Source organism: Shinella sp. (assembly GCF_052438155.1).
Taxonomy (GTDB): Bacteria; Pseudomonadota; Alphaproteobacteria; order Rhizobiales; family Rhizobiaceae; genus Shinella.
Genome location: NZ_JBQVPI010000016.1, coordinates 18,654 through 38,375, shown reverse-complemented (window position 1 = coordinate 38,375; position 19,722 = coordinate 18,654). Strand labels below are relative to the sequence as shown.

General features: G+C 62.9%; 19 protein-coding genes. 15 read left to right on the top strand and 4 right to left on the bottom strand.

The window, feature by feature from the left end:
- Positions 1-24: 24 nt before the first annotated feature.
- Complete coding sequence (locus ACT6VE_RS23870) at positions 25-483, bottom strand: FxsA family protein (RefSeq protein WP_444800855.1); 459 nt, start codon at positions 481-483, stop codon at positions 25-27.
- Between the two features lie 154 nt (positions 484-637).
- Here ACT6VE_RS23870 and ACT6VE_RS23865 point away from each other — a divergent pair, with 154 nt between their 5' ends.
- The 5 genes from ACT6VE_RS23865 to gyrB all read left to right on the top strand — a co-directional run bounded on the left by ACT6VE_RS23865 (position 638) and on the right by gyrB (position 5,967).
- Complete coding sequence (locus ACT6VE_RS23865; protein ID WP_444800854.1) at positions 638-1,342, top strand: Tim44/TimA family putative adaptor protein; 705 nt, start codon at positions 638-640, stop codon at positions 1,340-1,342.
- 13 nt (positions 1,343-1,355) lie between these two features.
- Positions 1,356-2,471: a murein transglycosylase A gene (gene mltA, locus ACT6VE_RS23860; RefSeq protein ID WP_444800853.1), complete on the top strand. Its 1,116-nt coding sequence runs from the start codon at positions 1,356-1,358 to the stop codon at positions 2,469-2,471.
- A complete protein-coding gene (locus ACT6VE_RS23855) occupies positions 2,458-3,024 on the top strand; it encodes a Smr/MutS family protein (RefSeq protein WP_444800852.1) in 567 nt (188 codons plus the stop codon). Before mltA ends, ACT6VE_RS23855 begins: the two co-directional genes overlap by 14 nt.
- The gene (locus tag ACT6VE_RS23850; RefSeq protein ID WP_444800851.1) at positions 3,021-3,401 is read left to right on the top strand and encodes a helix-turn-helix domain-containing protein; all 381 of its coding nucleotides are present in this window, start codon (positions 3,021-3,023) and stop codon (positions 3,399-3,401) included. Before ACT6VE_RS23855 ends, ACT6VE_RS23850 begins: the two co-directional genes overlap by 4 nt.
- 133 nt (positions 3,402-3,534) lie before the next feature.
- Positions 3,535-5,967, top strand: coding sequence for a DNA topoisomerase (ATP-hydrolyzing) subunit B (gyrB, locus tag ACT6VE_RS23845; RefSeq protein ID WP_444800850.1), 2,433 nt, complete (start codon positions 3,535-3,537; stop codon positions 5,965-5,967).
- Between the two features lie 42 nt (positions 5,968-6,009).
- On the opposite strand, the gene ACT6VE_RS23840 is transcribed toward gyrB, so the two are convergent.
- Positions 6,010-6,603 carry a nitroreductase family protein gene (locus ACT6VE_RS23840; RefSeq protein ID WP_444800849.1) on the bottom strand — a complete coding sequence of 198 codons (594 nt, stop codon included), beginning with the start codon at positions 6,601-6,603 and terminating at the stop codon, positions 6,010-6,012.
- Positions 6,604-6,763: 160 nt separating this feature from the next.
- Here ACT6VE_RS23840 and gabD point away from each other — a divergent pair, with 160 nt between their 5' ends.
- Positions 6,764-8,215 carry an NADP-dependent succinate-semialdehyde dehydrogenase gene (gabD, locus tag ACT6VE_RS23835; RefSeq protein WP_444800848.1) on the top strand — a complete coding sequence of 484 codons (1,452 nt, stop codon included), beginning with the start codon at positions 6,764-6,766 and terminating at the stop codon, positions 8,213-8,215.
- A 64-nt stretch (positions 8,216-8,279) separates the two neighbouring features.
- Positions 8,280-9,080 carry an aldolase/citrate lyase family protein gene (locus ACT6VE_RS23830; protein ID WP_444800847.1) on the top strand — a complete coding sequence of 267 codons (801 nt, stop codon included), beginning with the start codon at positions 8,280-8,282 and terminating at the stop codon, positions 9,078-9,080.
- Here ACT6VE_RS23830 and ACT6VE_RS23825 read toward each other — a convergent pair.
- Both ACT6VE_RS23825 and ACT6VE_RS23820 read right to left on the bottom strand, forming a co-directional pair.
- Positions 9,074-10,165 carry a mannitol dehydrogenase family protein gene (locus ACT6VE_RS23825; protein WP_444800846.1) on the bottom strand — a complete coding sequence of 364 codons (1,092 nt, stop codon included), beginning with the start codon at positions 10,163-10,165 and terminating at the stop codon, positions 9,074-9,076. The genes ACT6VE_RS23830 and ACT6VE_RS23825 overlap by 7 nt on opposite strands.
- A gap of 10 nt (positions 10,166-10,175) precedes the next feature.
- Positions 10,176-11,054 (bottom strand): GntR family transcriptional regulator, encoded by an 879-nt coding sequence (locus ACT6VE_RS23820; RefSeq protein WP_069060528.1) that lies wholly within the window; start codon positions 11,052-11,054, stop codon positions 10,176-10,178.
- 193 nt (positions 11,055-11,247) lie between these two features.
- Between ACT6VE_RS23820 and ACT6VE_RS23815 the strand changes: the two genes are divergently transcribed.
- The 8 genes from ACT6VE_RS23815 to ACT6VE_RS23780 all read left to right on the top strand — a co-directional run bounded on the left by ACT6VE_RS23815 (position 11,248) and on the right by ACT6VE_RS23780 (position 19,678).
- Positions 11,248-12,267, top strand: coding sequence for an aldo/keto reductase (locus tag ACT6VE_RS23815; RefSeq protein WP_444800845.1), 1,020 nt, complete (start codon positions 11,248-11,250; stop codon positions 12,265-12,267).
- 26 nt (positions 12,268-12,293) lie between these two features.
- The gene (locus tag ACT6VE_RS23810; protein ID WP_444800844.1) at positions 12,294-12,740 is read left to right on the top strand and encodes an RbsD/FucU family protein; all 447 of its coding nucleotides are present in this window, start codon (positions 12,294-12,296) and stop codon (positions 12,738-12,740) included.
- Between the two features lie 268 nt (positions 12,741-13,008).
- Positions 13,009-13,995, top strand: a complete 987-nt coding sequence (locus ACT6VE_RS23805) for an ABC transporter substrate-binding protein (RefSeq protein WP_444800843.1) — start codon at positions 13,009-13,011, stop codon at positions 13,993-13,995.
- Between the two features lie 73 nt (positions 13,996-14,068).
- Positions 14,069-15,622: a sugar ABC transporter ATP-binding protein gene (locus tag ACT6VE_RS23800; protein ID WP_444800842.1), complete on the top strand. Its 1,554-nt coding sequence runs from the start codon at positions 14,069-14,071 to the stop codon at positions 15,620-15,622.
- 28 nt (positions 15,623-15,650) lie between these two features.
- Entirely contained in the window at positions 15,651-16,625 is a 975-nt protein-coding gene (locus ACT6VE_RS23795; protein WP_444800841.1) for an ABC transporter permease, read from the top strand.
- Between the two features lies 1 nt (position 16,626).
- Positions 16,627-17,643, top strand: a complete 1,017-nt coding sequence (locus ACT6VE_RS23790; protein WP_444800840.1) for a zinc-binding alcohol dehydrogenase family protein — start codon at positions 16,627-16,629, stop codon at positions 17,641-17,643.
- A 179-nt stretch (positions 17,644-17,822) separates the two neighbouring features.
- Positions 17,823-19,112: a polyhydroxyalkanoate depolymerase gene (phaZ, locus tag ACT6VE_RS23785; protein ID WP_444800839.1), complete on the top strand. Its 1,290-nt coding sequence runs from the start codon at positions 17,823-17,825 to the stop codon at positions 19,110-19,112.
- Between the two features lie 128 nt (positions 19,113-19,240).
- Entirely contained in the window at positions 19,241-19,678 is a 438-nt protein-coding gene (locus tag ACT6VE_RS23780) for a DUF2852 domain-containing protein (protein ID WP_444800838.1), read from the top strand.
- Positions 19,679-19,722: the final 44 nt, after the last annotated feature.

Sequence of the window (19,722 nt, the reverse complement as noted above, 5' to 3'; positions counted from 1 at the left end):
CCCCGGGCTTACAACCCTCGGGCCTCAGGGCCGGTCGTCACGACGGAAGTCGCCGTCGTCGAGATCGATGGTGCGCTGCGGGTCGGTTCTCGGCCGATTGTCCGGCCGCGCGCCGCCGATATCGACCACAACCACGTTGCGCATCAACCGGTTCCACAGAAAGCTGCGGACCGGCGGAAGAAAAAGCGCGAGCCCGACGATATCGGTCAGGAAACCCGGAATGAGCAGCAGGATGCCGGCAATGAGGATCATCGCCGTGTCGAGCAGCTCCTTGCCGGGCGCGCGACCCTCCTGGCCCGACTGCCGCAACCGGTTGAGGACGCCAAAACCCTGGATGCGCATCAGGACGATGCCGGCAACGGCCGAAAGCACGACGAGCGACAGCGTCGGAAACAGGCCGATTCGTCGTCCGACAACAATGAAACAGGCGATTTCCGCCAGCGGCAGCAAAAGAATGAAGAGGGGAATAAGACGTCTTAGCATGGTCTTGACTGTCGCATAGATTCGCCGGGATCGATACTGCCGACACCTATTCCGCGCGTCTTGGTCGCATTCACGTCATCGCCATTTGAATGATCCGGCTTTGCGGACTATATGGGGATAGAAAAGAAAAACAGGAACCGGTTTCGGATCGATAATGGGCTCATTCGACTTTGTAACGATTTTCTTCCTTGTGGCTGCGGTGGTCATCTTCCTGCAATTGCGCAGCGTTCTTGGCCGTCGCACCGGCAGCGAGCGCCCGCCCTTCGATCCCTATTCCAAACGCGAGAGCGTTGGGGAGGCTGATTCGGCCGATCGCGGCAAGGTGGTCACGCTGCCGAAGCGTGACGGCACCGACGAGGAGGAGAACCCCTATGCCTCCGTCGATAGCTTCGTTGCACCCGGCACGCCGCTCAACGAATACTTGCGTAGCGTCGTCAAGATTGACCCATCCTTCAATCCGAAGGAATTCGTCAATGGCGCCCGCATGGCCTACGAGATGATCGTCGTCGCCTTTGCGGACGGCGACCGCAAGGCACTGAGCAACCTCCTGTCGCGTGAAGTCTACGAAGGCTTCGATGCTGCGATTTCCGAACGTGAGAGCAAGGGCGAGGTCGTTCGCTCCAGCTTCGTCGGCATCGAAAAGGCCGATATCGTCGGGGCCGAGGTCAAGGATAGCGAAGTGAACGTGACGCTGCGCATCATCAGCCAGCTGATCTCCGCCACCTATGACAAGGCCGGCGCACTGGTCGAAGGCGATGCGGAGACGGTGGCGGAAGTCAACGATCTGTGGACCTTTGCCCGCGACATCCGTTCGCGCGATCCGAACTGGAAGCTGATCGCCACCGAATCGGAAGGCTGAGCGAGGCCCTATAATGGAGTACCGCCTGGTTCCGGCCCGGTTTTCCGCGCTTCCCGGCTGGGACGACGATGATCCAACGCCGCTGATGGCGGCGATGGATCGCTGTCGCGCGCACATCCGCACGACAAAACCCTACAAGACAGGCTCGCTTGGCATCACCGCCGGCGAGCTTTTGACCTTGCTGGATGCCGCCGCTGACGAAATGCCGGAAGGCGCCGTCGCGGTGCGGGCGTTTTTCGAGGCTCACTGCGTGCCGTTCCTGATCGACAAGGTGGATGGCTCTGCCGGTTTCGTCACGGCCTTCTACGAGCCGGAGGTGGCTGTGCGGGCCAAGCCCGATGCGGAATATCGCTATCCCTTCTATTCCCGGCCGGACGATCTGGTCGATATCGACGACAGCAATCGCCCGGCCGGTTTCGCGCCGGGTTTTGCGTTCGGCCAGCTGAAGGATGGCATGATCGTCGAACATCCGGATCGCGGCACAATCGAACGGGGCTACCTCGCAGGCTGCGGGCTGGAAATCGCCTATGCCCGCTCTAAGGTGGATGTGTTCTTCGCCCATGTGCAGGGCGCCGCACGGCTTGTCTATCCGGACGGGTGCGTCAAGCGCATCACCTACGTCGCGAAAAGCGGCCACCCGTTCTCGCCGATCGGCAAGTTTTTGATCGATCGCGGCGAGATCGACGCGGCGACGGTCTCCATGGGCTCGATCCGCGATTGGCTCGCACGCCATGAGAGCCAGGTCGACGACGTGCTCTGGCACAACCGCTCCTTCATCTTCTTCAAGGAAGCGGCGGTAACCGATGATTCGCTCGGGCCGATCGCCGCCGCCAAGGTTCCGCTGGTCGCCGGCCGCTCGCTGGCGGTCGACCGGATGATCCATACGTTCGGCCTGCCGTTCTTCATCTCCAGCGATAGCCTCACCCATATGGACGGCGGAAAACCCTTCCGGCGCCTGATGCTGGCGCTCGATACGGGAACGGCCATCGTCGGCCCGGCGCGCGGCGATATTTTTACCGGTTCGGGGGATGCGGCGGGTGCGCTGGCGGGTCATGTGCGCAATGCGGCGACCTTCCATATCCTCATCCCCAAGACGGCTGCGGGGCGATACCTCGATGCCGAAGGATAAGACGCTCTCGAGCGAGGACCGCATTCTCTGGGGCAAGGTGGCGCGCAGCACGCGCGCAATGCCGGGCAAACTCGATGCCTTGACGGAGTTCGAAGCCGTCTTCGCGGAAAAGGCCGAGGAGCAGAAAGCACCGGAGCCGAAAAAGGCGAAGGCCGACAAGCCAGCTGCGGAAGGCATTGCCCTCACCGCCGCCCGCGGCAAGGAAACCCGCCACCATCCGCTGGAGCGGCCCGTCAAGCGCAAGATCGCCAAGGGCCGCCTGGCACTGGAAGCGCGCATCGACCTGCATGGCATGATCCAGAGCGAGGCGCACGGTTTCCTGCTCGGCTTCCTCATCAAGGCGCATGCGCGGGGCCTGCGGCATGTGCTGGTCATCACCGGCAAGGGCACCTCGCTCGGTAGTGACGGCGCCCTGAAGCGGGCGGTGCCGCTGTGGTTCTCGCTGCCGGAATTCCGGCCGCTGATCTCGTCCTACGAGGCGGCGGCACGCAACCATGGTGGGGAGGGTGCGCTCTATGTGCGGCTCGCCCGCCAGCCGGGGGAAAAGCCATGACGACGCCGTTTGGCAAGGCGGTCCGGCATCTGCGCGACCGCAAGGGTGTGTCGCAGAAGGACATGGCCCAGGCGCTTGGCGTCAGCCCTGCCTATTTGTCGGCACTGGAGCATGGCAAGCGCGGCATGCCGAGCTTCGATTTCCTCCAGCGGGTTGCCGGTTATTTCAACGTCATCTGGGACGAAGCGGAAGAACTTTTCCGCATTGCCCAGATTTCAGACCCGCGTGTTGTGGTCGATACGGCCGGCCTGCCGCCGGAATACACGGCTTTTGCCAACCGGCTTTCGGCGGAAATTCGCAACCTGCCACCCGCTACGGTGCGCCGTCTTGCTGGTATTCTCGAAAAAGCTTGCAATTCCCGGGTAAAACCCGGTTGATTCCCTGAATTCTGCCGTGTTTACGCGCTCTCAGGTTTGGAACTTGAGGGCAAAATCCCTATATTCAAGGACTTGGAAAGCGGTGATTCGCCGCGCTTCCCGCCTTCCGCGAAACTTCTGGAAAGACGTTTGAATGACTGACACACCCGAGACCGAAAACGGCCCGGCCGAGTATGGCGCAGATTCGATCAAGGTCCTGAAGGGCCTCGACGCCGTGCGCAAGCGCCCTGGCATGTATATCGGCGATACCGATGACGGTTCGGGTCTGCATCACATGGTCTACGAGGTTGTCGATAACGCGATCGACGAAGCGCTTGCCGGCCATGCGGATATCGTGACTGTGACGCTCAATGCGGACGGTTCCGTGACGGTCACCGACAACGGCCGCGGCATCCCGACCGACATCCACAAGGAAGAGGGCGTCTCGGCGGCCGAGGTCATCATGACCCAGCTGCATGCCGGCGGTAAGTTCGACCAGAACTCCTACAAGGTTTCCGGCGGTCTGCACGGCGTGGGCGTTTCGGTGGTAAATGCGCTCTCCGTCAAGCTGAAGCTGAAGATCCGCCGCGCCGGCAAGATCTTCGAAATGAGCTTCACCCACGGCGTGCCCGATGCGCCCCTGGCGGCGACCGGCGAATGCGGTGCCGAGACCGGTACGGAAGTGACCTTCCTGCCGTCCCCCGACACGTTCTCGAACATCGAGTTCATCTATTCGACACTTGAACATCGCCTGCGCGAACTGGCCTTCCTGAATTCCGGCGTGCACATCGTGCTCACCGATCGCCGCCACTCGGATGTCAGGCAGGACGAGTTGATGTACGAGGGCGGCCTTGAAGCCTTCGTGCAATATCTCGACCGGGCCAAGAAGCCGCTGGTGTCGAAGCCTATCGCCATCCGCGGCGAGAAGGACGGCATCACGGTCGAGGTCGCGATGTGGTGGAACGACAGCTACCATGAGAACGTGCTCTGCTTCACCAACAACATTCCCCAGCGCGACGGCGGCACGCATATGGCGGGCTTCCGCGGTGCGCTGACCCGCCAGGTCGTTTCCTATGCCGACACGTCCGGCATCATGAAGCGCGAAAAGGTGACGCTGCAGGGCGAAGACTGCCGCGAAGGGCTGACGGCGGTGCTCTCCGTCAAGGTGCCCGATCCGAAATTCTCCTCGCAGACCAAGGACAAGCTCGTCTCGTCGGAAGTTCGACCTGCCGTGGAAAACCTCGTGAACGAGGCACTGTCCACCTGGTTCGAAGAGCATCCGTCGGACGCGAAAATCCTCGTCGGCAAGGTCGTTGAGGCGGCTGCCGCCCGCGAGGCCGCCCGCAAGGCGCGTGAACTGACGCGGCGCAAGGGCGCGCTCGACATCTCGTCGCTGCCCGGCAAGCTCGCCGACTGCTCGGAGCGTGATCCGGCAAAGTCCGAAGTTTTTCTCGTTGAGGGTGATTCGGCCGGCGGTTCGGCCAAGCAGGGCCGTTCGCGTGAGAACCAGGCCATCCTGCCGTTGCGCGGCAAGATCTTGAACGTCGAGCGTGCGCGTTTCGACAAGATGCTGTCCAGCCAGGAAATCGGCACGCTGATCACCGCGCTCGGCACGTCGATCGGCAAAGACGAGTTCAACGCCGACAAGCTGCGCTACCACAAGATCATCATCATGACGGACGCCGACGTGGACGGCGCGCATATCCGTACCCTGTTGCTCACCTTCTTCTTCCGCCAGATGCCGGAACTGATCGAGCGTGGCCATCTCTACATCGCCCAGCCGCCGCTCTATAAGGTGGCGCGCGGCAAATCGAGCCAGTACCTGAAGGATGAGAAGGCTCTGGAAGAGTACCTGATCAATACCGGCCTCGACGATGCCACGCTGGAACTGGCTTCCGGCGAGGTTCGCGCCGGCCAGGATATCCGCGAGCTGATCCAGGATGCGCTGCGCCTGCGTTCGCTGCTTGATGGCCTGCATTCGCGTTACAGCCGATCGATCGTCGAACAGGCTGCCATTTCCGGTGCCCTGAACCTCGAACTCAGCCACGACCGCGAGGCCTATGCGGCCAAGGCGGAAGAGGTGGCTCGCCGGCTCGACCTGATCGCCGAAGAAACGGAGCGCGGCTGGACGGGGTCTGTCGCGACCGATGGTGGCCTGCGTCTCGAGCGCATGGTGCGCGGCGTCAAGGAATCCGCCCATGTCGACATGGCGCTGATCGGCTCGGCCGATGCACGTCACATCGACCAGCTTTCCGTGCGCTTCCGGGAAACCTACGCGCCGCCGCCGGTGCTGCGCCGCAAGGATGGCCAGCTTGAAATCACCGGCCCGCGCGCCCTGCTGGATGCCGTCTTCGCGGCCGGCCGCAAGGGCCTTTCGATGCAGCGCTACAAGGGTCTCGGCGAGATGAATGCCGAGCAGCTCTGGGAAACGACGCTCGATCCGAACGTCCGCTCGCTGCTGCAGGTGAGGGTTCCGGATGCAACGGATGCCGACGGGCTGTTTTCTCGCCTGATGGGTGACGAGGTGGAGCCGCGCCGCGACTTCATCCAGGAAAACGCCCTCAGCGTGGCGAACCTCGACATCTGATCCGAAAAGAGCCGCCGAAAGGCGGCTCTTTCATTTCGAGGATCAGGCGGTGAATGTGCCTTCGGAGATGAACTCCTCAACTGGCTTGCGCGTGCTCGGCACCTCGCGCTTCATGAGATCCTCCGGCAGCGTCTCCTTCGGCGCGATCTTGCCGATCGCCAGTCCCGCTTCCACGCGAAAACCCTCCGGAACGCCGAGAACCTGCATGGCCTTTTCCCGGTCGATGCCGCCCATGCCGTGCGCGTGATAGCCGGCGCGCGTCGCCTCCAGGGCGAGGTAGGCCCAGGCGGCGCCCGTATCGAAGGCATGGGTATAGGCGTGCCGCATCTCGCCGTCGGCGGTCTTGCGGTGGGTCTGCGAGATGATCACGGCGAGCACGGAGGCCTTGTCGGCCCAGCGGCGGTTGCCCTCGTCCAGCGTGTTGTAGATCGTGTCGAAGGCCTCGGTGCCGCGATGGCCGTAGACGAAGCGCCACGGCTGGCCGTTGGCGGCCGACGGCGCCCAGCGTGCCGCCTCGAAGAGCGAGAGCAGCGTCGTCTGCGGCATGCCTTCGCCGGTGAAGGCGCGGGGTGACCAGCGGTCAAGGAAGAGGGGGGCAATCGTGTGGTCCGCAATGCGGCCGGTAGGATGGGTCATAACAAGCCTCGAATGTCAGAAATTGCGTCCCGACCTTAGCCCCGCCGCCGGCTGCCGCAAGCGGTAAAATCGCATGTCTGTCGCATTGTCGAAGGGGGTGCGAAGGCAATATAACCCTTGCGACACATGAGAAACGGCATCGTGAAATGGGAGATATCCGATGAGCCTGAAAGACCCGAGCCTGCTGCGCCAGGCAGCCCTTGTCGGCACGCGCTGGATCGACGCGGATTCGAACGGCATCGCCGTGAAGAACCCCGCGACGGGCGAGCTGGTCGGCTATGTTCCGAAGCTCGGCGCCAAGGAGACCAAGGAAGCGATCGATGCGGCAGCTGCCGCCCAGAAGGGCTGGGCCGCCCGCACCGCCAAGGAGCGTTCGGGCGTGCTGCGCAAGTGGTTCGAGCTGATGATCGAGAACAAGGACGATCTCGGCCGCATCCTGACCATGGAACAGGGCAAGCCGCTCGCCGAAGCCACCGGCGAAATCGTCTATGGCGCAAGCTTCGTCGAGTGGTTTGCCGAAGAAGCCCGTCGTCTCTACGGCGATATCATTCCCGGCCACCAGAAGGACAAGCGTCTTCTCGTGATGAAGCAGCCGATCGGCGTCGTCGCGGCCATTACGCCCTGGAACTTCCCCAACGCCATGATCACCCGCAAGGCGGGACCCGCCTTCGCCGCCGGTTGCGCCATGGTGCTGAAACCCGCCTCGCAGACGCCGTTCTCGGCAATCGCGATCGCCATTCTCGCCGAACGCGCCGGCCTGCCCGCCGGCCTGTTTTCCGTCATCACGGGCTCTGCCCGCGAAATCGGTGCGGAAATGACCGCAAACCCGACCGTGCGCAAGCTCACCTTCACCGGCTCGACGGAAATCGGCGCCGAACTCTACAAGCAGTGCGCCCCGACCATCAAGAAGCTCGGCCTCGAGCTTGGCGGCAATGCGCCCTTCATCGTCTTCGACGATGCCGATCTCGATGCGGCCGTCGAAGGCGCGCTGATCGCCAAATTCCGCAACAATGGCCAGACCTGCGTCTGCGCCAACCGGATCTATGTGCAGGATGCCGTCTATGACGCCTTCTCGGAAAAGCTCGCGACGGCCGTCGGTAAACTGAAGACCGGCAACGGTTTTGACGAGGGCGTGATTCTCGGGCCCCTGATCGATACGTCAGCGCTTGAAAAGGTCGAGGAGCACGTTTCCGACGCGGTCAAGAAGGGTGGCCGGGTCTTGCAGGGCGGCAAGCGCCACGCGCTCGGCGGCACGTTCTACGAGGCGACCGTCATTGCCGACGTAACGCCGGACATGGCAGTTGCGCGCGAAGAAACCTTCGGCCCCGTCGCGCCGCTCTTCCGCTTCAAGGACGAGGATGACGTCATCGCCCAGGCGAATGACACGGAGTTCGGCCTTGCCTCCTATTTCTACGCCAAGGAACTCTCGCGGGTGTTCCGCGTCGCCGAGGCCCTGGAATACGGCATGGTCGGCGTCAATACCGGCCTGATCTCGACGGCGGAAGCCCCGTTCGGCGGCGTAAAACTCTCCGGTCTCGGCCGCGAGGGCTCGCGCTACGGCATCGAGGAATTCACCGAGATCAAATATGTCTGCCTCGGCGGCATCGCCTGAGACATTTCGAGAGCAAGCTCCGGCCGGCACCGTCCGGCCGGTTTCTGTTTTGAGAGGGAAAATCGTGTCAGCACCCAAAAATGCCTTCAAGGCCGCGCTTCGCGACGGTCGGTTCCAGCTCGGGCTCTGGGCAGCCCTCGGCAGCGCCTATGCCGTGGAAATTCTCTCGACGAGCGGCTACGACTGGTTGTTGATCGATGGCGAACATGGCCCGAACGACATGCCGTTGATGAGTGCGCAGGTCGGCGCGCTGCGTCATTCGGCCACCCATGCCATGGTTCGCCCGCCGATGGGCGAGGCCTGGATCCTGAAGCAGCTGCTTGATCAGGGCGCCCAGACCTTCCTCATTCCCATGGTCGAATCGGCTGCGCAGGCGGAGGCTCTGGTGCGCGCCGTCCGCTACCCGCCGCATGGCATCCGCGGTGTCGGCGCCGGCCTCGGCCGGGCGAGCGATTTCAACCGCACGCCGGATTATATAACGACCGCCAATGAGCAGATCTGCCTGATCGTGCAGGTCGAAAACAAGGCGGGCCTTGCGGCGGTCGACGAAATCGCGGCGGTCGAGGGTGTCGATGGCATTTTCATCGGCCCATCGGATCTCGCGGCGGATATGGGCCACCTTGGTAATCCGGGCGCCCCGGAGGTCCTGGCAGCGATCACCCATATCTTCGCGCGCACCAAGGCGCACGGCAAGGCACGCGGCATCATGACCGTTTCGCTGCCGCAGGCCGAGGTCTACCGCGATCTTGGTGCGGACTTCATGGCCATCGGCACCGACGTGAACTGCCTCGTTTCGGCGGTTGACGGCCTTCGCCGCCGCTTCCTTGGCGAAGACGTGTCGGACAAGCGCGGCGGCGGTTACTGAACGCCAGCGATTTCCAGCAGCCCCGGCTTCGGGACATCAGGCGTCCAGGCATGGAAATCGATGAGGCGGCGGACGAGCTTTTCCGCGTGGTGGTTGGCGATGTCGCGCATGCGGTGATCGAGAAACGGATTGTCGAAACGCTCCACTGTTGCTGCGACATAGGCTTCGGCTTCCCCGCGCAAACCCTTCGCGGCGAAGCCGGGGATGACCTCGGCTTCGTAGATGGAAAGCAGCCGTTGCCGGATGCTCGCATCACGCAGCATCGCCTTCACGGTCTCGTCCGCCGGCCGGTTTTCCTTCATCCAGAAATCGGCCAGCACGGTGTGGCCGAGATTGAGGATGTGCAGTTTCAGTTTTTCATAGGGCGCCAGGTCGTCGACGATGTGGATGGCGGGGTGCCGGCACGGCACGGTCAGGCCTGGCTGGTTTTCGATTGCCCACAGCGCGTAGGGTTCCGCCACCGCGCCGGCCGGTTCGATCGGTTCGGAGACGATCCGGTCGACCAAGGTGTTGGCCCAGAGCACGTCGGCCTGCAGCCATTCGCGGAATTCAGACTCCGGGTAACGGTCGGCCTGGAGGTCGAGGATCCGTTGCTTAAGCACGTCGCCATTTCTGGATACGAGCTCGCAGGGCAGTACGGTCAGCTTGCGCGAATTTGCCTGAAAACGGTCGTGGAGCAGCGCCAGAAGCTTGCCGGGAAACGAGGCCGGAACCGGTCCGGCACGATCGTTGTGCCCCACTTCGTAGCCGGTGTCGCCGGTGTTCGACAGCACGACATCGGCTTCCTCGCGAAAAACCCGCTGGACTTCATCCCAATCGCTTACCGTCGAAAGTGCGCGTGTGACGCTGGTCACCCGCTGTTCGCGCTCGATGTCACGGCCGTCCTGTCGGCCGCGCACGATGACGGGATAGCCGCCCGGCACCGTCAGGGCGGCGAGGCGTCCCGCGCGTTCGGGCGAACCGGTCGTCTGGACGACGGTGATGGGGCCGAGCGCCTCGCCCTTTTCCAAAGCCTCGCTGATGAAAAAATCCGCATGCGCCTGCAGAAAGCGGCTGGTTCCGAATTGCACGATAGGCGTCGGCATGGCGGTCATCTCAGTTGATGGATTGCAGGAGCGTTTCGCGCGCCGATTTGAGATGCTGCCGGCAGGCGAGCTCGATCTCGATCGCATCGCGCGAGCGCAGGGCGGCGATATAGGCGAGATGCTCCTCAAGCGCGCGGGCATTGCGCTGGCGGGCATTCGTCTTGTTCCACTGGTAGTGATAGTGAAAGACGATGGCGATCACATCGTAGAAATCGACGATGAAACGGTTCTTCGAGGCGCGGTGCACCAGGAGGTGAAAACGCTCGTCGAGTTCGGAGAAATCCAGGTAACGATCGTCGATATCGGCGAGGATCGCGTGATGCACGGCCTCGATCGCATCGAGCTCCTGCCAGGCCGGATGATCCTCCGGCAGGCGCGCGAACGCGGCGGCTGAGCGCAGTTCGAACATTTCGCGCACTTCCGTCAGCTCCAACGCGAATTCGCGGGTAAACCCCTTCAGCACCCAATGGCTGTTCGGCCGCTTTTCGATGAGCCCGAAGCGGCTGAAGCGGATCAGGAACTCGCGTACGCTGGTCGTGCCGATGCCGATCTCGCGGGCCAGCTCCAGCTCGTTGATCTGCATGCCGGGCTCGGCACCGCCGGCGAGAATCCGGCGCATGAAACTGCGCTCGATGATTTCGGAAAGCGAATCCGTCTCCTCGGTGGGAAAATAATCGGCGGCGACGGGTTTTCTCAGCACGATCTTGCGCCGCTTTTCCCAGGTCAGCAGGCCGACGTCTTCCAGCCGGGTCAGGATCGCCCGCACGGTCGTGCGGCTAACGCCGAGCGTGGCGCCAAGTTCCGGCTCGGACGGCAGGCTCGCCGTCTGTTCCAGCAGCTTGACGCAGCGATTGAAGGCGTCCTTGAAGACATTGTTCTGTTTGGCCATGGGTGCCGCCGGTTCCTGAGGTGTCGCGTCCCTTAATGGCTGACCGGGCAAATGGCCAGACGCCCGGTGCATAACGCGCCGTCCGCTGTCATCCTCCCGCTTCCTCCTTCCTGCATATTACCCATTGACGACGATCTGTCTATTGTCGATAAAAGACAAAACGCCGATGAGAGGACATCGGCGGGGAGGCCGCATGAAGACGAGGACCATCGGGAGGACGGCTCTTGCCGTCACCGAATTCAGTTTCGGCACGGCATCGCTTGGCGGGCTGTACCGCGCCTGCCCGCGCGACACCGCGATGGCCACACTAAATGCAGCCTGGGACGAGGGGCTTCGTTATTTCGATACCGCGCCCTGGTACGGCTTTGGGCTCGCCGAGCGTTACACCGGCGACTTTCTGCGCGAGAAGCCGAAGGGTAGCTATGTGCTGTCCACAAAGGTCGGCCGTGTCATGGTGCCAGTGCCGGACGACAAGGTGCCGAACTATGGTTTTGTCGATCCGCTGCCCTTCGATGCCCTCTACGATTACAGCTATGACGGCATCATGCGTTCCGTCGAATTGAGCTATGCCCGGCTCGGGCTCAACCGTATCGATATTCTCTATGTGCACGATATCGGCGTCTATACGCACGGTGCCGAGCGCAATGCCGTCTACCTTCGCCAGTTGCTCGACTCCGGGCTCAAGGCGCTTGGCGAGCTGAAATCCACGGGCGTCATCAGCGCCTTCGGGCTCGGCGTGAACGAGGTTCCCGTCTGCCTCGATGTCATGCGCCATGCCGATCTCGACGCCATCCTACTCGCCGGCCGCTACACGCTGCTCGATCGCTCGGCGGTGGACGCGCTTCTGCCGCTCTGCGTGGAAAAGGGCACGTCGCTGGTGGTCGGTGGCGTCTTCAATTCCGGCATCCTTGCGACCGGCCCGGTCGGGGGCGCGCATTTCGACTATATGCCGGCGACGCCGAATATCATGGCCAAGGTTGGCGCAATGGCGGGGATTGCTGAGGAGAAGGGTCTGCCGCTTGCCGCACCGGCCCTGCATTTCCCGTTGCAACACCCGGCCGTGGCGTCCGTCCTGCTCGGCACCGCAAAGCCCGAAAGCCTGCGCCGCAACATGGCGCTCGCGCGCATGGATGTACCAAAGGATATTTACCCGGCTTTCGAGCCATACACGCTGGTGGCGCCCGAACTGGGAGAAGAGGCCGTCCGGCAGTAATGTCGATCTGGGAGGATCGCAAAACCATGTTGAAAGGCATTCATCCGCTGCTCGGGCCGGACCTGCTGCACGCGATCAGGACCATGGGCCATGGCGACCATATCGTTATCGCCGATGCGAATTTCCCGTCGAGTTTTCTAGGCCCCAAGGTGATTCGGGCGGACGGCGTCGATGCCGTGTCGATCACCGAAGCGGTGCTGGCGCATATGCCGCTCGATACGTTCGTGCCGCAAACCGCCTGGCGCATGGAGGTTGTTGGCGATCCGACGGCGGTTCCCGAGATCTGCGTGACGTTTCAGGATGTGGTGCGCGAACTGGCCGGCGATTTCACCGTCCATGCGGTCGAGCGCTTTGCCTTCTATGAGATGGCGAAGAAGGCGGCCTATATTGTCGCGACGACGGAATTCCGGCTTTATGGCAACATCATTCTGAAGAAGGGTGTCGTGCACCCGCATGAGGTCTTCCGGGTCTAGGGTAACTCCAGCAAACGTGCGCAGCGGTTTTGCGTCCGGAGTTGCGTAAATGATCCAAATACCCGGCAGCCACCGTTTGGGAGGACGGAGGGCAATGGACTGGAACGCTTGGAAATGCAGCCTTTTTAGAGAGAATTGCTTGCTTGCCAAGGATGGCAGGCCGGTATAGTTTGCCCCATAAATGTTTTTTATCGATAAAAGATCGAGTTGTTCGCTTCCTGCGGCCCGATCCAAAGAGGAACAGGAAGCATCTGAGAGGAGAAATCTGATGAGCATTGTAAGATCGCTTCTGTCTCGCCGCGCCTTCACGGCGCTGGCGGGTGCCGCAGTCCTCGCCACCATGGCCCCTGCTGCGTCCTTCGCGCAGGACGTCACCATCCCGATCATCGTCAAGGACACCACGTCCTTCTACTGGCAGATCGTGCTGGCCGGCGCCCGCGCTGCCGGCAAGGATCTCGGCGTCAACGTGCCGGAACTCGGCGCGCAGTCGGAATCCGATATCAACGGCCAGATCACCATTCTTGAAAACGCCGTCGCGGGCGGCCCGGCCGCAGTCGTCATTTCGCCGACGGAATTCAAGGCGCTCGGCAAGCCGGTCGATGAGGCGGCGAAGTCCGTTCCGATCATCGGCATCGACTCGGGCGCGGATTCCAAGGCCTTCACCTCGTTCCTGACCACCGACAACGTGCAGGGCGGGCGCATCGCCGCGGACGGTCTTGCTGCCGCGATCAAGGCAGTATCCGGCAAGGAAGAGGGCGAAATCGCCATCATCACCAGCCTGCCGGGCGTCGGCTCGCTCGATCAGCGCCGCGAGGGTTTCCTCGATCAGGTCAAGACGAAGTATCCGGGCCTGAAGGTCGTTGCGGATAAATATGCGGACGGCCAGGCCACCACCGGCCTCAACATGATGACCGACCTCATCACCGCCAACCCCAACCTCGTCGGGGTCTTCGCCTCCAACCTCATCATGGCGCAGGGCGTCGGCCAGGCGATCGCCGAAAACAAGCTCGGCGACAAGATCAAGGTCATCGGCTTCGATAGCGATGAAAAGACCGTCGGCTTCCTCAAGGAAGGCGTGCTTGCCGGCCTGGTCGTGCAGGACCCCTATCGCATGGGCTATGACGGCGTGAAGACGGCGCTCGCGGTCTCCAAGGGCGAAAAGGTGGAAGCCTTCGTCGATACCGGTGCCAATCTCGTGACCAAGGAGAACATGGCCGATCCGAAGATCGACGCGCTCCTGAACCCGAAAATCTGACCGTTTGACCATCTCCCGCCCGGGCCGCATGATCCGGGCGGGACGCTTTCCACGCAGTCGGGAGGAGACAGCGATGAGCAGCCTTGAAGAGCTCAGCCATCGGCATGAAGACGAGGCGAAGCTCGCCGAATCCGAAACGGTGCCGCGCGGCGCGCCGATCCTCGAACTGCGCGGGCTTCAGAAGAAATACGGCCTTGTCGAGGCGCTGAAACCGGCGACGGTGACCTTCCTCGCTGGCGAAATCCACGCCATCGTCGGAGAAAACGGCGCCGGCAAATCGACGCTGATCAAGCTCCTGACCGGTGTCATCCGCCGCACGGCAGGCGAGGTGTTCTGGTGCGGCAAGCCCGTGCAGCTGGCGACCCCCACCGAGGCGATTTCCCGCGGCATCAATGCCGTGCATCAGGAAGTGGTGCTCTGCCCGCACCTTTCAGTCGCGGCCAACATGTTCCTCGGCGACGAGATGGATCGCTACGGGCTGATGCGCAAGGGCGCCATGGAGCGCGCGGCACAGGCGGTGCTCGATGATCTCGGTTTCCAGCTGCCGGCCGCCGCACCCCTCCAGAATCTCACCATCGGCCAGCAGCAGCTGGTGGCGACCGCCAAGGCCGCGATGCGCGGCATTCGCTTCCTGATCTTCGACGAACCGACTGCCTATCTGACGCGCCAGGAATCGGCCCAGCTCTTCCGGCTCATTCGCCGGCTACGCGATCAGGGCGTCACCATCGTCTATATCAGCCATCGCATGGAGGAAGTGTTCGAGCTTGCCGACCGCGTCTCGGTGCTGCGCGACGGCACCCATGTCGGCACGCGCCTCATCGGCGAGACCAACGAGAACGAGCTGATCGCGCTGATGATCAACCGCACGATCGAGCAGATCTACCACAAGGAAAAGGTGCCGATCGGCAATGTCATCGTCGAGACGAAGGGGCTGTCCGGTCCGGGTTTCGAGGATGTCTCGCTCACGGTGCGCGCGGGCGAGATCGTCGGCCTTTACGGCCTGATCGGTGCCGGCCGCAGCGAGTTCGCGCTCGGCCTCTATGGCCGCCAGCCGCTTTCCTCCGGTGAAATTTTTTGGGACGGCAGGAAGGTCGATATCCGCAACGAACGCACCGCGATGGAACTCGGCATCGCGCTGGCGCCGGAAAGCCGCCGCGACCAGGGCCTCTGCCTCAACCTGCCGATCGGCCTCAACATCAACCTGCCGGTCCTGAAGCGGCTAAGTTCCGGACTGGTGATCCGCAAGGGCGACGAAGCGGCGAATGCCGACCGGCAGATCCGCGATCTTCGCATCAAGACCCCGTCGCGCCGCGTACTGGCGTCGGCCATGTCCGGCGGCAACCAGCAGAAGATCGTCATCGGCAAATGGCTGAGCCATGGCGCCCGGCTCTTCATCTTCGACGAGCCGACGGTCGGCGTCGATGTCGGCACCAAGGCGGAAATCTACCGCCTGTTCGGCGAACTGTTGAAAAAGGGCGCCGGCATCATTCTCATTTCGTCCTACCTGCCGGAAGTCTACGAATTGTCCGACCGGCTGCATGTCTTCCGTGGCGGCCGGCTTGTCGCCAGCCACGACCACCGGGTGGCCTCGCATGAGGACGTCCTGACCCAGGCCATCGGCATCTGAGCGCCGCGCGAAAACAAGGAGAAGAAACATGAGCGTGGACACGACGACGGAAAGCGCACCGGCGCCGAAGAGGGGCACCAACATCCTGCTCGGCCTGACGCTGCTCGGGCTCCTGCTGTTCCTCTGGCTGCTGCTTGGCCTGTCGACCAATGCCTTCTGGACGCCGGGCAACATCAGCAACGTGCTGCGTCAGGGAGCGATGACGGCGATCCTCGCGGTCGGCCAGACCTTCGTGATCATCACCGCCGGCATCGACCTGTCCGTCGGCGCGATCGTCGGCTTCAGCAGCGTCATCGTCGCCTGGCTGCTTCAGGCCGGCGTGCCGCTCTGGGCGTCGATCATCCTGACGCTGCTGATGGGTGTCGCGATCGGCGCCTTCCACGGGTTCGGCATCGTGCGCATGGGCCTGCCGCCCTTCATCATCACGCTCGCCACGCTGACCTCTTTGCGCGGCATCGGCCTCTTGATCACCAACGGCTCGACGATCTCGATCAACCACGAAGGGTTTACCAACTTCTCCCGCACCGATTTTCTCGGCGTGCCGAGCCTGTTCTGGATGGTCATCCTGGTGGCGATCCCGGCCTTCGTCTTCCTGCATCTCTCGCGCTTCGGCCGCTATCTGTTCGCGGTCGGCTCGAACAGCGAGGCGGCGCGACTGTCCGGCGTCAATGTCAACCGCACGATCTACCTCGCCTATATCCTCTCGGCCACATGCGCTGCCTTCGTCGGCCTGCTGCTCGCCTCGCGCATCGGCATCGGCAATGCCACGCAGGCGGAAGGCTGGGAGCTTCAGGCGATCGCCTCGTCGGTCATCGGCGGCACCAGCCTGTTCGGCGCGGTCGGCTCGGTACACGGCCCGCTGCTCGGCGCCTTCATCCTGGCGACCATCAACAATGGCGCGAACCTCCTGAACGTCAATTCGTTCTGGCAGCGCATCATCACCGGCCTGTTGATCATCGTCATCGTCTATTTCGACCAGCTGCGCCGCCGCGGAAGCCGCTGAGATGAAAGCCATCGTCTGCATCGAACCCGGCCGGCTGGAGATGGTTGTCCGTGAAAACCCGGGCGCACCGCCCGACGGCTGGGTGCGCGTCGCCGTCAGCCATGTCGGCATCTGCGGCACCGATTACCACATCTTCGAAGGCAAACACCCATTCCTCGACTATCCCCGGGTGATGGGCCACGAAGTCTCCGCCATCGTCACCGACGCCGGCCAGAGCGCACTTGCTGTCGGTGCTCCTGTCGTGGTGAACCCCTATATTTCCTGCGGTACCTGCATCGCCTGCCGAAAGGGCAAGCCCAACTGCTGCACCGCGATCCGCGTTCTCGGCGTGCATACGGATGGCGCGCTCTGTGAGGAAATCCTCGTCCCGGCCGATAATCTTTATCCGGCTGACGGCCTCTCCCTGGAGGCAGCCGCGACGGTGGAGTTTCTGGCGATCGGCGCCCATGCCGTGCGCCGCTCGCTGGCGCCGGCCGGCTCCCGCGCCCTGGTGATCGGCGCCGGACCGATCGGCCTGGGCACCGCACTGTTCTCCCGCATCGCCGGCCACGCCGTGGCGCTCATGGACACGTCTCGGGAGCGTCTCGCCATGGCGAAGGAGCGGTTCGGTTTCGACGACGGCATTCTTGCAGGCCCGACGGTGGCGGAGGCCGTGCTCGCGGCAACCGGCGGCGACGGTTTTGATGTCGTGTTCGATGCGACCGGCTACGGGGCGTCGATGGAAGCCGCCTTCGCCTATGTCGCCCATGGCGGCGCTCTTGTGCTGGTCAGCGTGGTGAAGGACGAGATCCGCTTCTCCGATCCGGAGTTCCACAAGCGCGAAATGATGCTGATCGGCAGTCGCAATGCAACGCGTTTGGACTTCGAGCATGTGATGGAGGCGATCCGCGCGGGGCAGATCCCGGTGGACAGGCTCGTCACCCATCGCACCACGCTGCAGCGCGTTCCCCTCGACCTTGCTCGCTGGGCGGCGGAAAAGGCGGGCCTTATCAAGGCCATCGTGCGCTTTGCCGGCTAGACGGGGCCGCAAACGCGGCGAAGGGCTGAATTGCGTTCATGCCCGCGAAAGGTTCGCGGGCTTAGGATGGCACGCGGCGTGTTGCCACGCAGCGAAAACATGTTAGTCTTTTCGCATCTGCGGAAACCGGTGGTGCAGCGGGCTTGGGCCTTGCACCGGGAAATGGGGTAACGCGTCGAATGTATTATCAGCTGTACGAACTCAATCATGCGATGATGGCACCCTGGCGTGTCGTCGCGGACCAGATGCGCATGGCGTTCCGCAACCCGCTCAATCCGCTGACGCATACCACGTTCGGCCGCACCATGGCCGCAGGCTTCGAAGTGCTCGAGCGCACCACCCGCCGCTACGGCAAGCCGGAATTCGGCCTTCCCACCACGGTTGTCGACGGCAAGACCATTTCGGTTCACGAAAAGATCGTCTGGAAACAGCCCTTCTGCAATCTGATCCATTTCGAACGGTGTCTGCCGGCCGGCCACCGCAAGGACCCAAAAATCCTGATCGTCGCGCCGATGTCCGGCCACTATGCGACGCTGCTGCGCGGCACGGTCGAAGCGCTGCTGCCGCATGCGGAAGTGCATATCACCGACTGGGTGGATGCGCGCATGGTGCCGCTTTCCGATGGTAGCTTCGATCTCGACGACTACATCGACTACGTCATCCAGATGCTGCATGCGCTGGGTCCGGATACCCACGTGATTGCCGTCTGCCAGCCGGCCGTGCCGGTGCTGGCCGCCGTTGCCGTCATGGAAGCTGACAACGATCCGCTGTCGCCTTCCAGCATGACGCTGATGGGCGGGCCGATCGACACGCGCATCAACCCGACCGCGGTCAACAAACTCGCGGAAGAAAAGCCGATCGACTGGTTCCGCGACAATGTCATCATGCCGGTGCCGTGGCCGCAGCCGGGCGTCATGCGCATGGTCTATCCGGGCTTCCTGCAGCTCTCCGGCTTCATGTCGATGAACCTTGATCGCCATGTCGTCGCCCACAAGGAGTTCTTTGCGCATCTCGTGAAGAACGACGGCGACGCGGCCGAAAAGCACCGGGATTTCTACGACGAATATCTGGCGGTCATGGACCTGACGGCGGAGTTCTATCTCCAGACGGTCGAAACGGTCTTCATGACACACGCTCTGCCGAAGGGCGAGATGATGCACCGCGCCCGCCCCGTCGATACGACGGCGATCCGCAATGTGGCGCTCCTGACTGTCGAAGGCGAGAACGACGACATTTCCGGCGTCGGCCAGACCCAGGCGGCGCAGACCATCTGCACCAACATTCCGGATCACATGCGCATGCACTACATGCAGCCGGATGTCGGCCACTACGGTGTCTTCAACGGCTCGCGCTTCCGCAAGGAAATCGCGCCCCGCATCTTGGCGTTCATGCACGAACACGCCCGGAGCGCGAAGGCGAAACCGATGCCGCGTGTCATCAAGGGTGGCAAGTCGATCGCCGCTGCCTGATTTTTCGGGTCGCTTTCAGGCACTTGCCCGAATTTGTAGGGCATTGTCTTGAACGCGACCCGTGCTCTGCCCACATCGGATTCACCGGAAACCAGGGTGGTTTCCGCCGATCGTGAGGAAGATTGCACATGAACCAGTCAGCACTGATCCGTCCGGACTGGACGCCTGCGACCATCGCCCTGATGGTGCTTGGCTTCGTGGTGTTCTGGCCGCTCGGCCTCGCCATGCTCGCCTACATCATTTTTGGCGATCGCCTGAAATCCTTCAAGAAAGACGCCAACGACAATCTCGATGGCATGTTCGCCTCCTGCCGCAGCAAGTTCGGCGGCGGTCGCGGCCGTTCCGCCTTCCGCGCCGCCACCGGCAATGTCGCTTTCGACGACTGGCGTGACGCCGAACTCGCCCGCCTCGACGAGGAACGCCGCAAGCTCGACGAAATGCGCGGGGAGTTCGACGCCTATAGCCGCGAACTGCGTCGCGCCAAGGACCAGGAGGAGTTCGACCGTTTTATGCGCGAACGCCGCGCCAACGGCCAGAGTGACATCCCGGGCTTCCCGGCGACCTGAACGGGCCCGGATGGATGAACCAAGGACCGGCGCCCAGGCGCCGG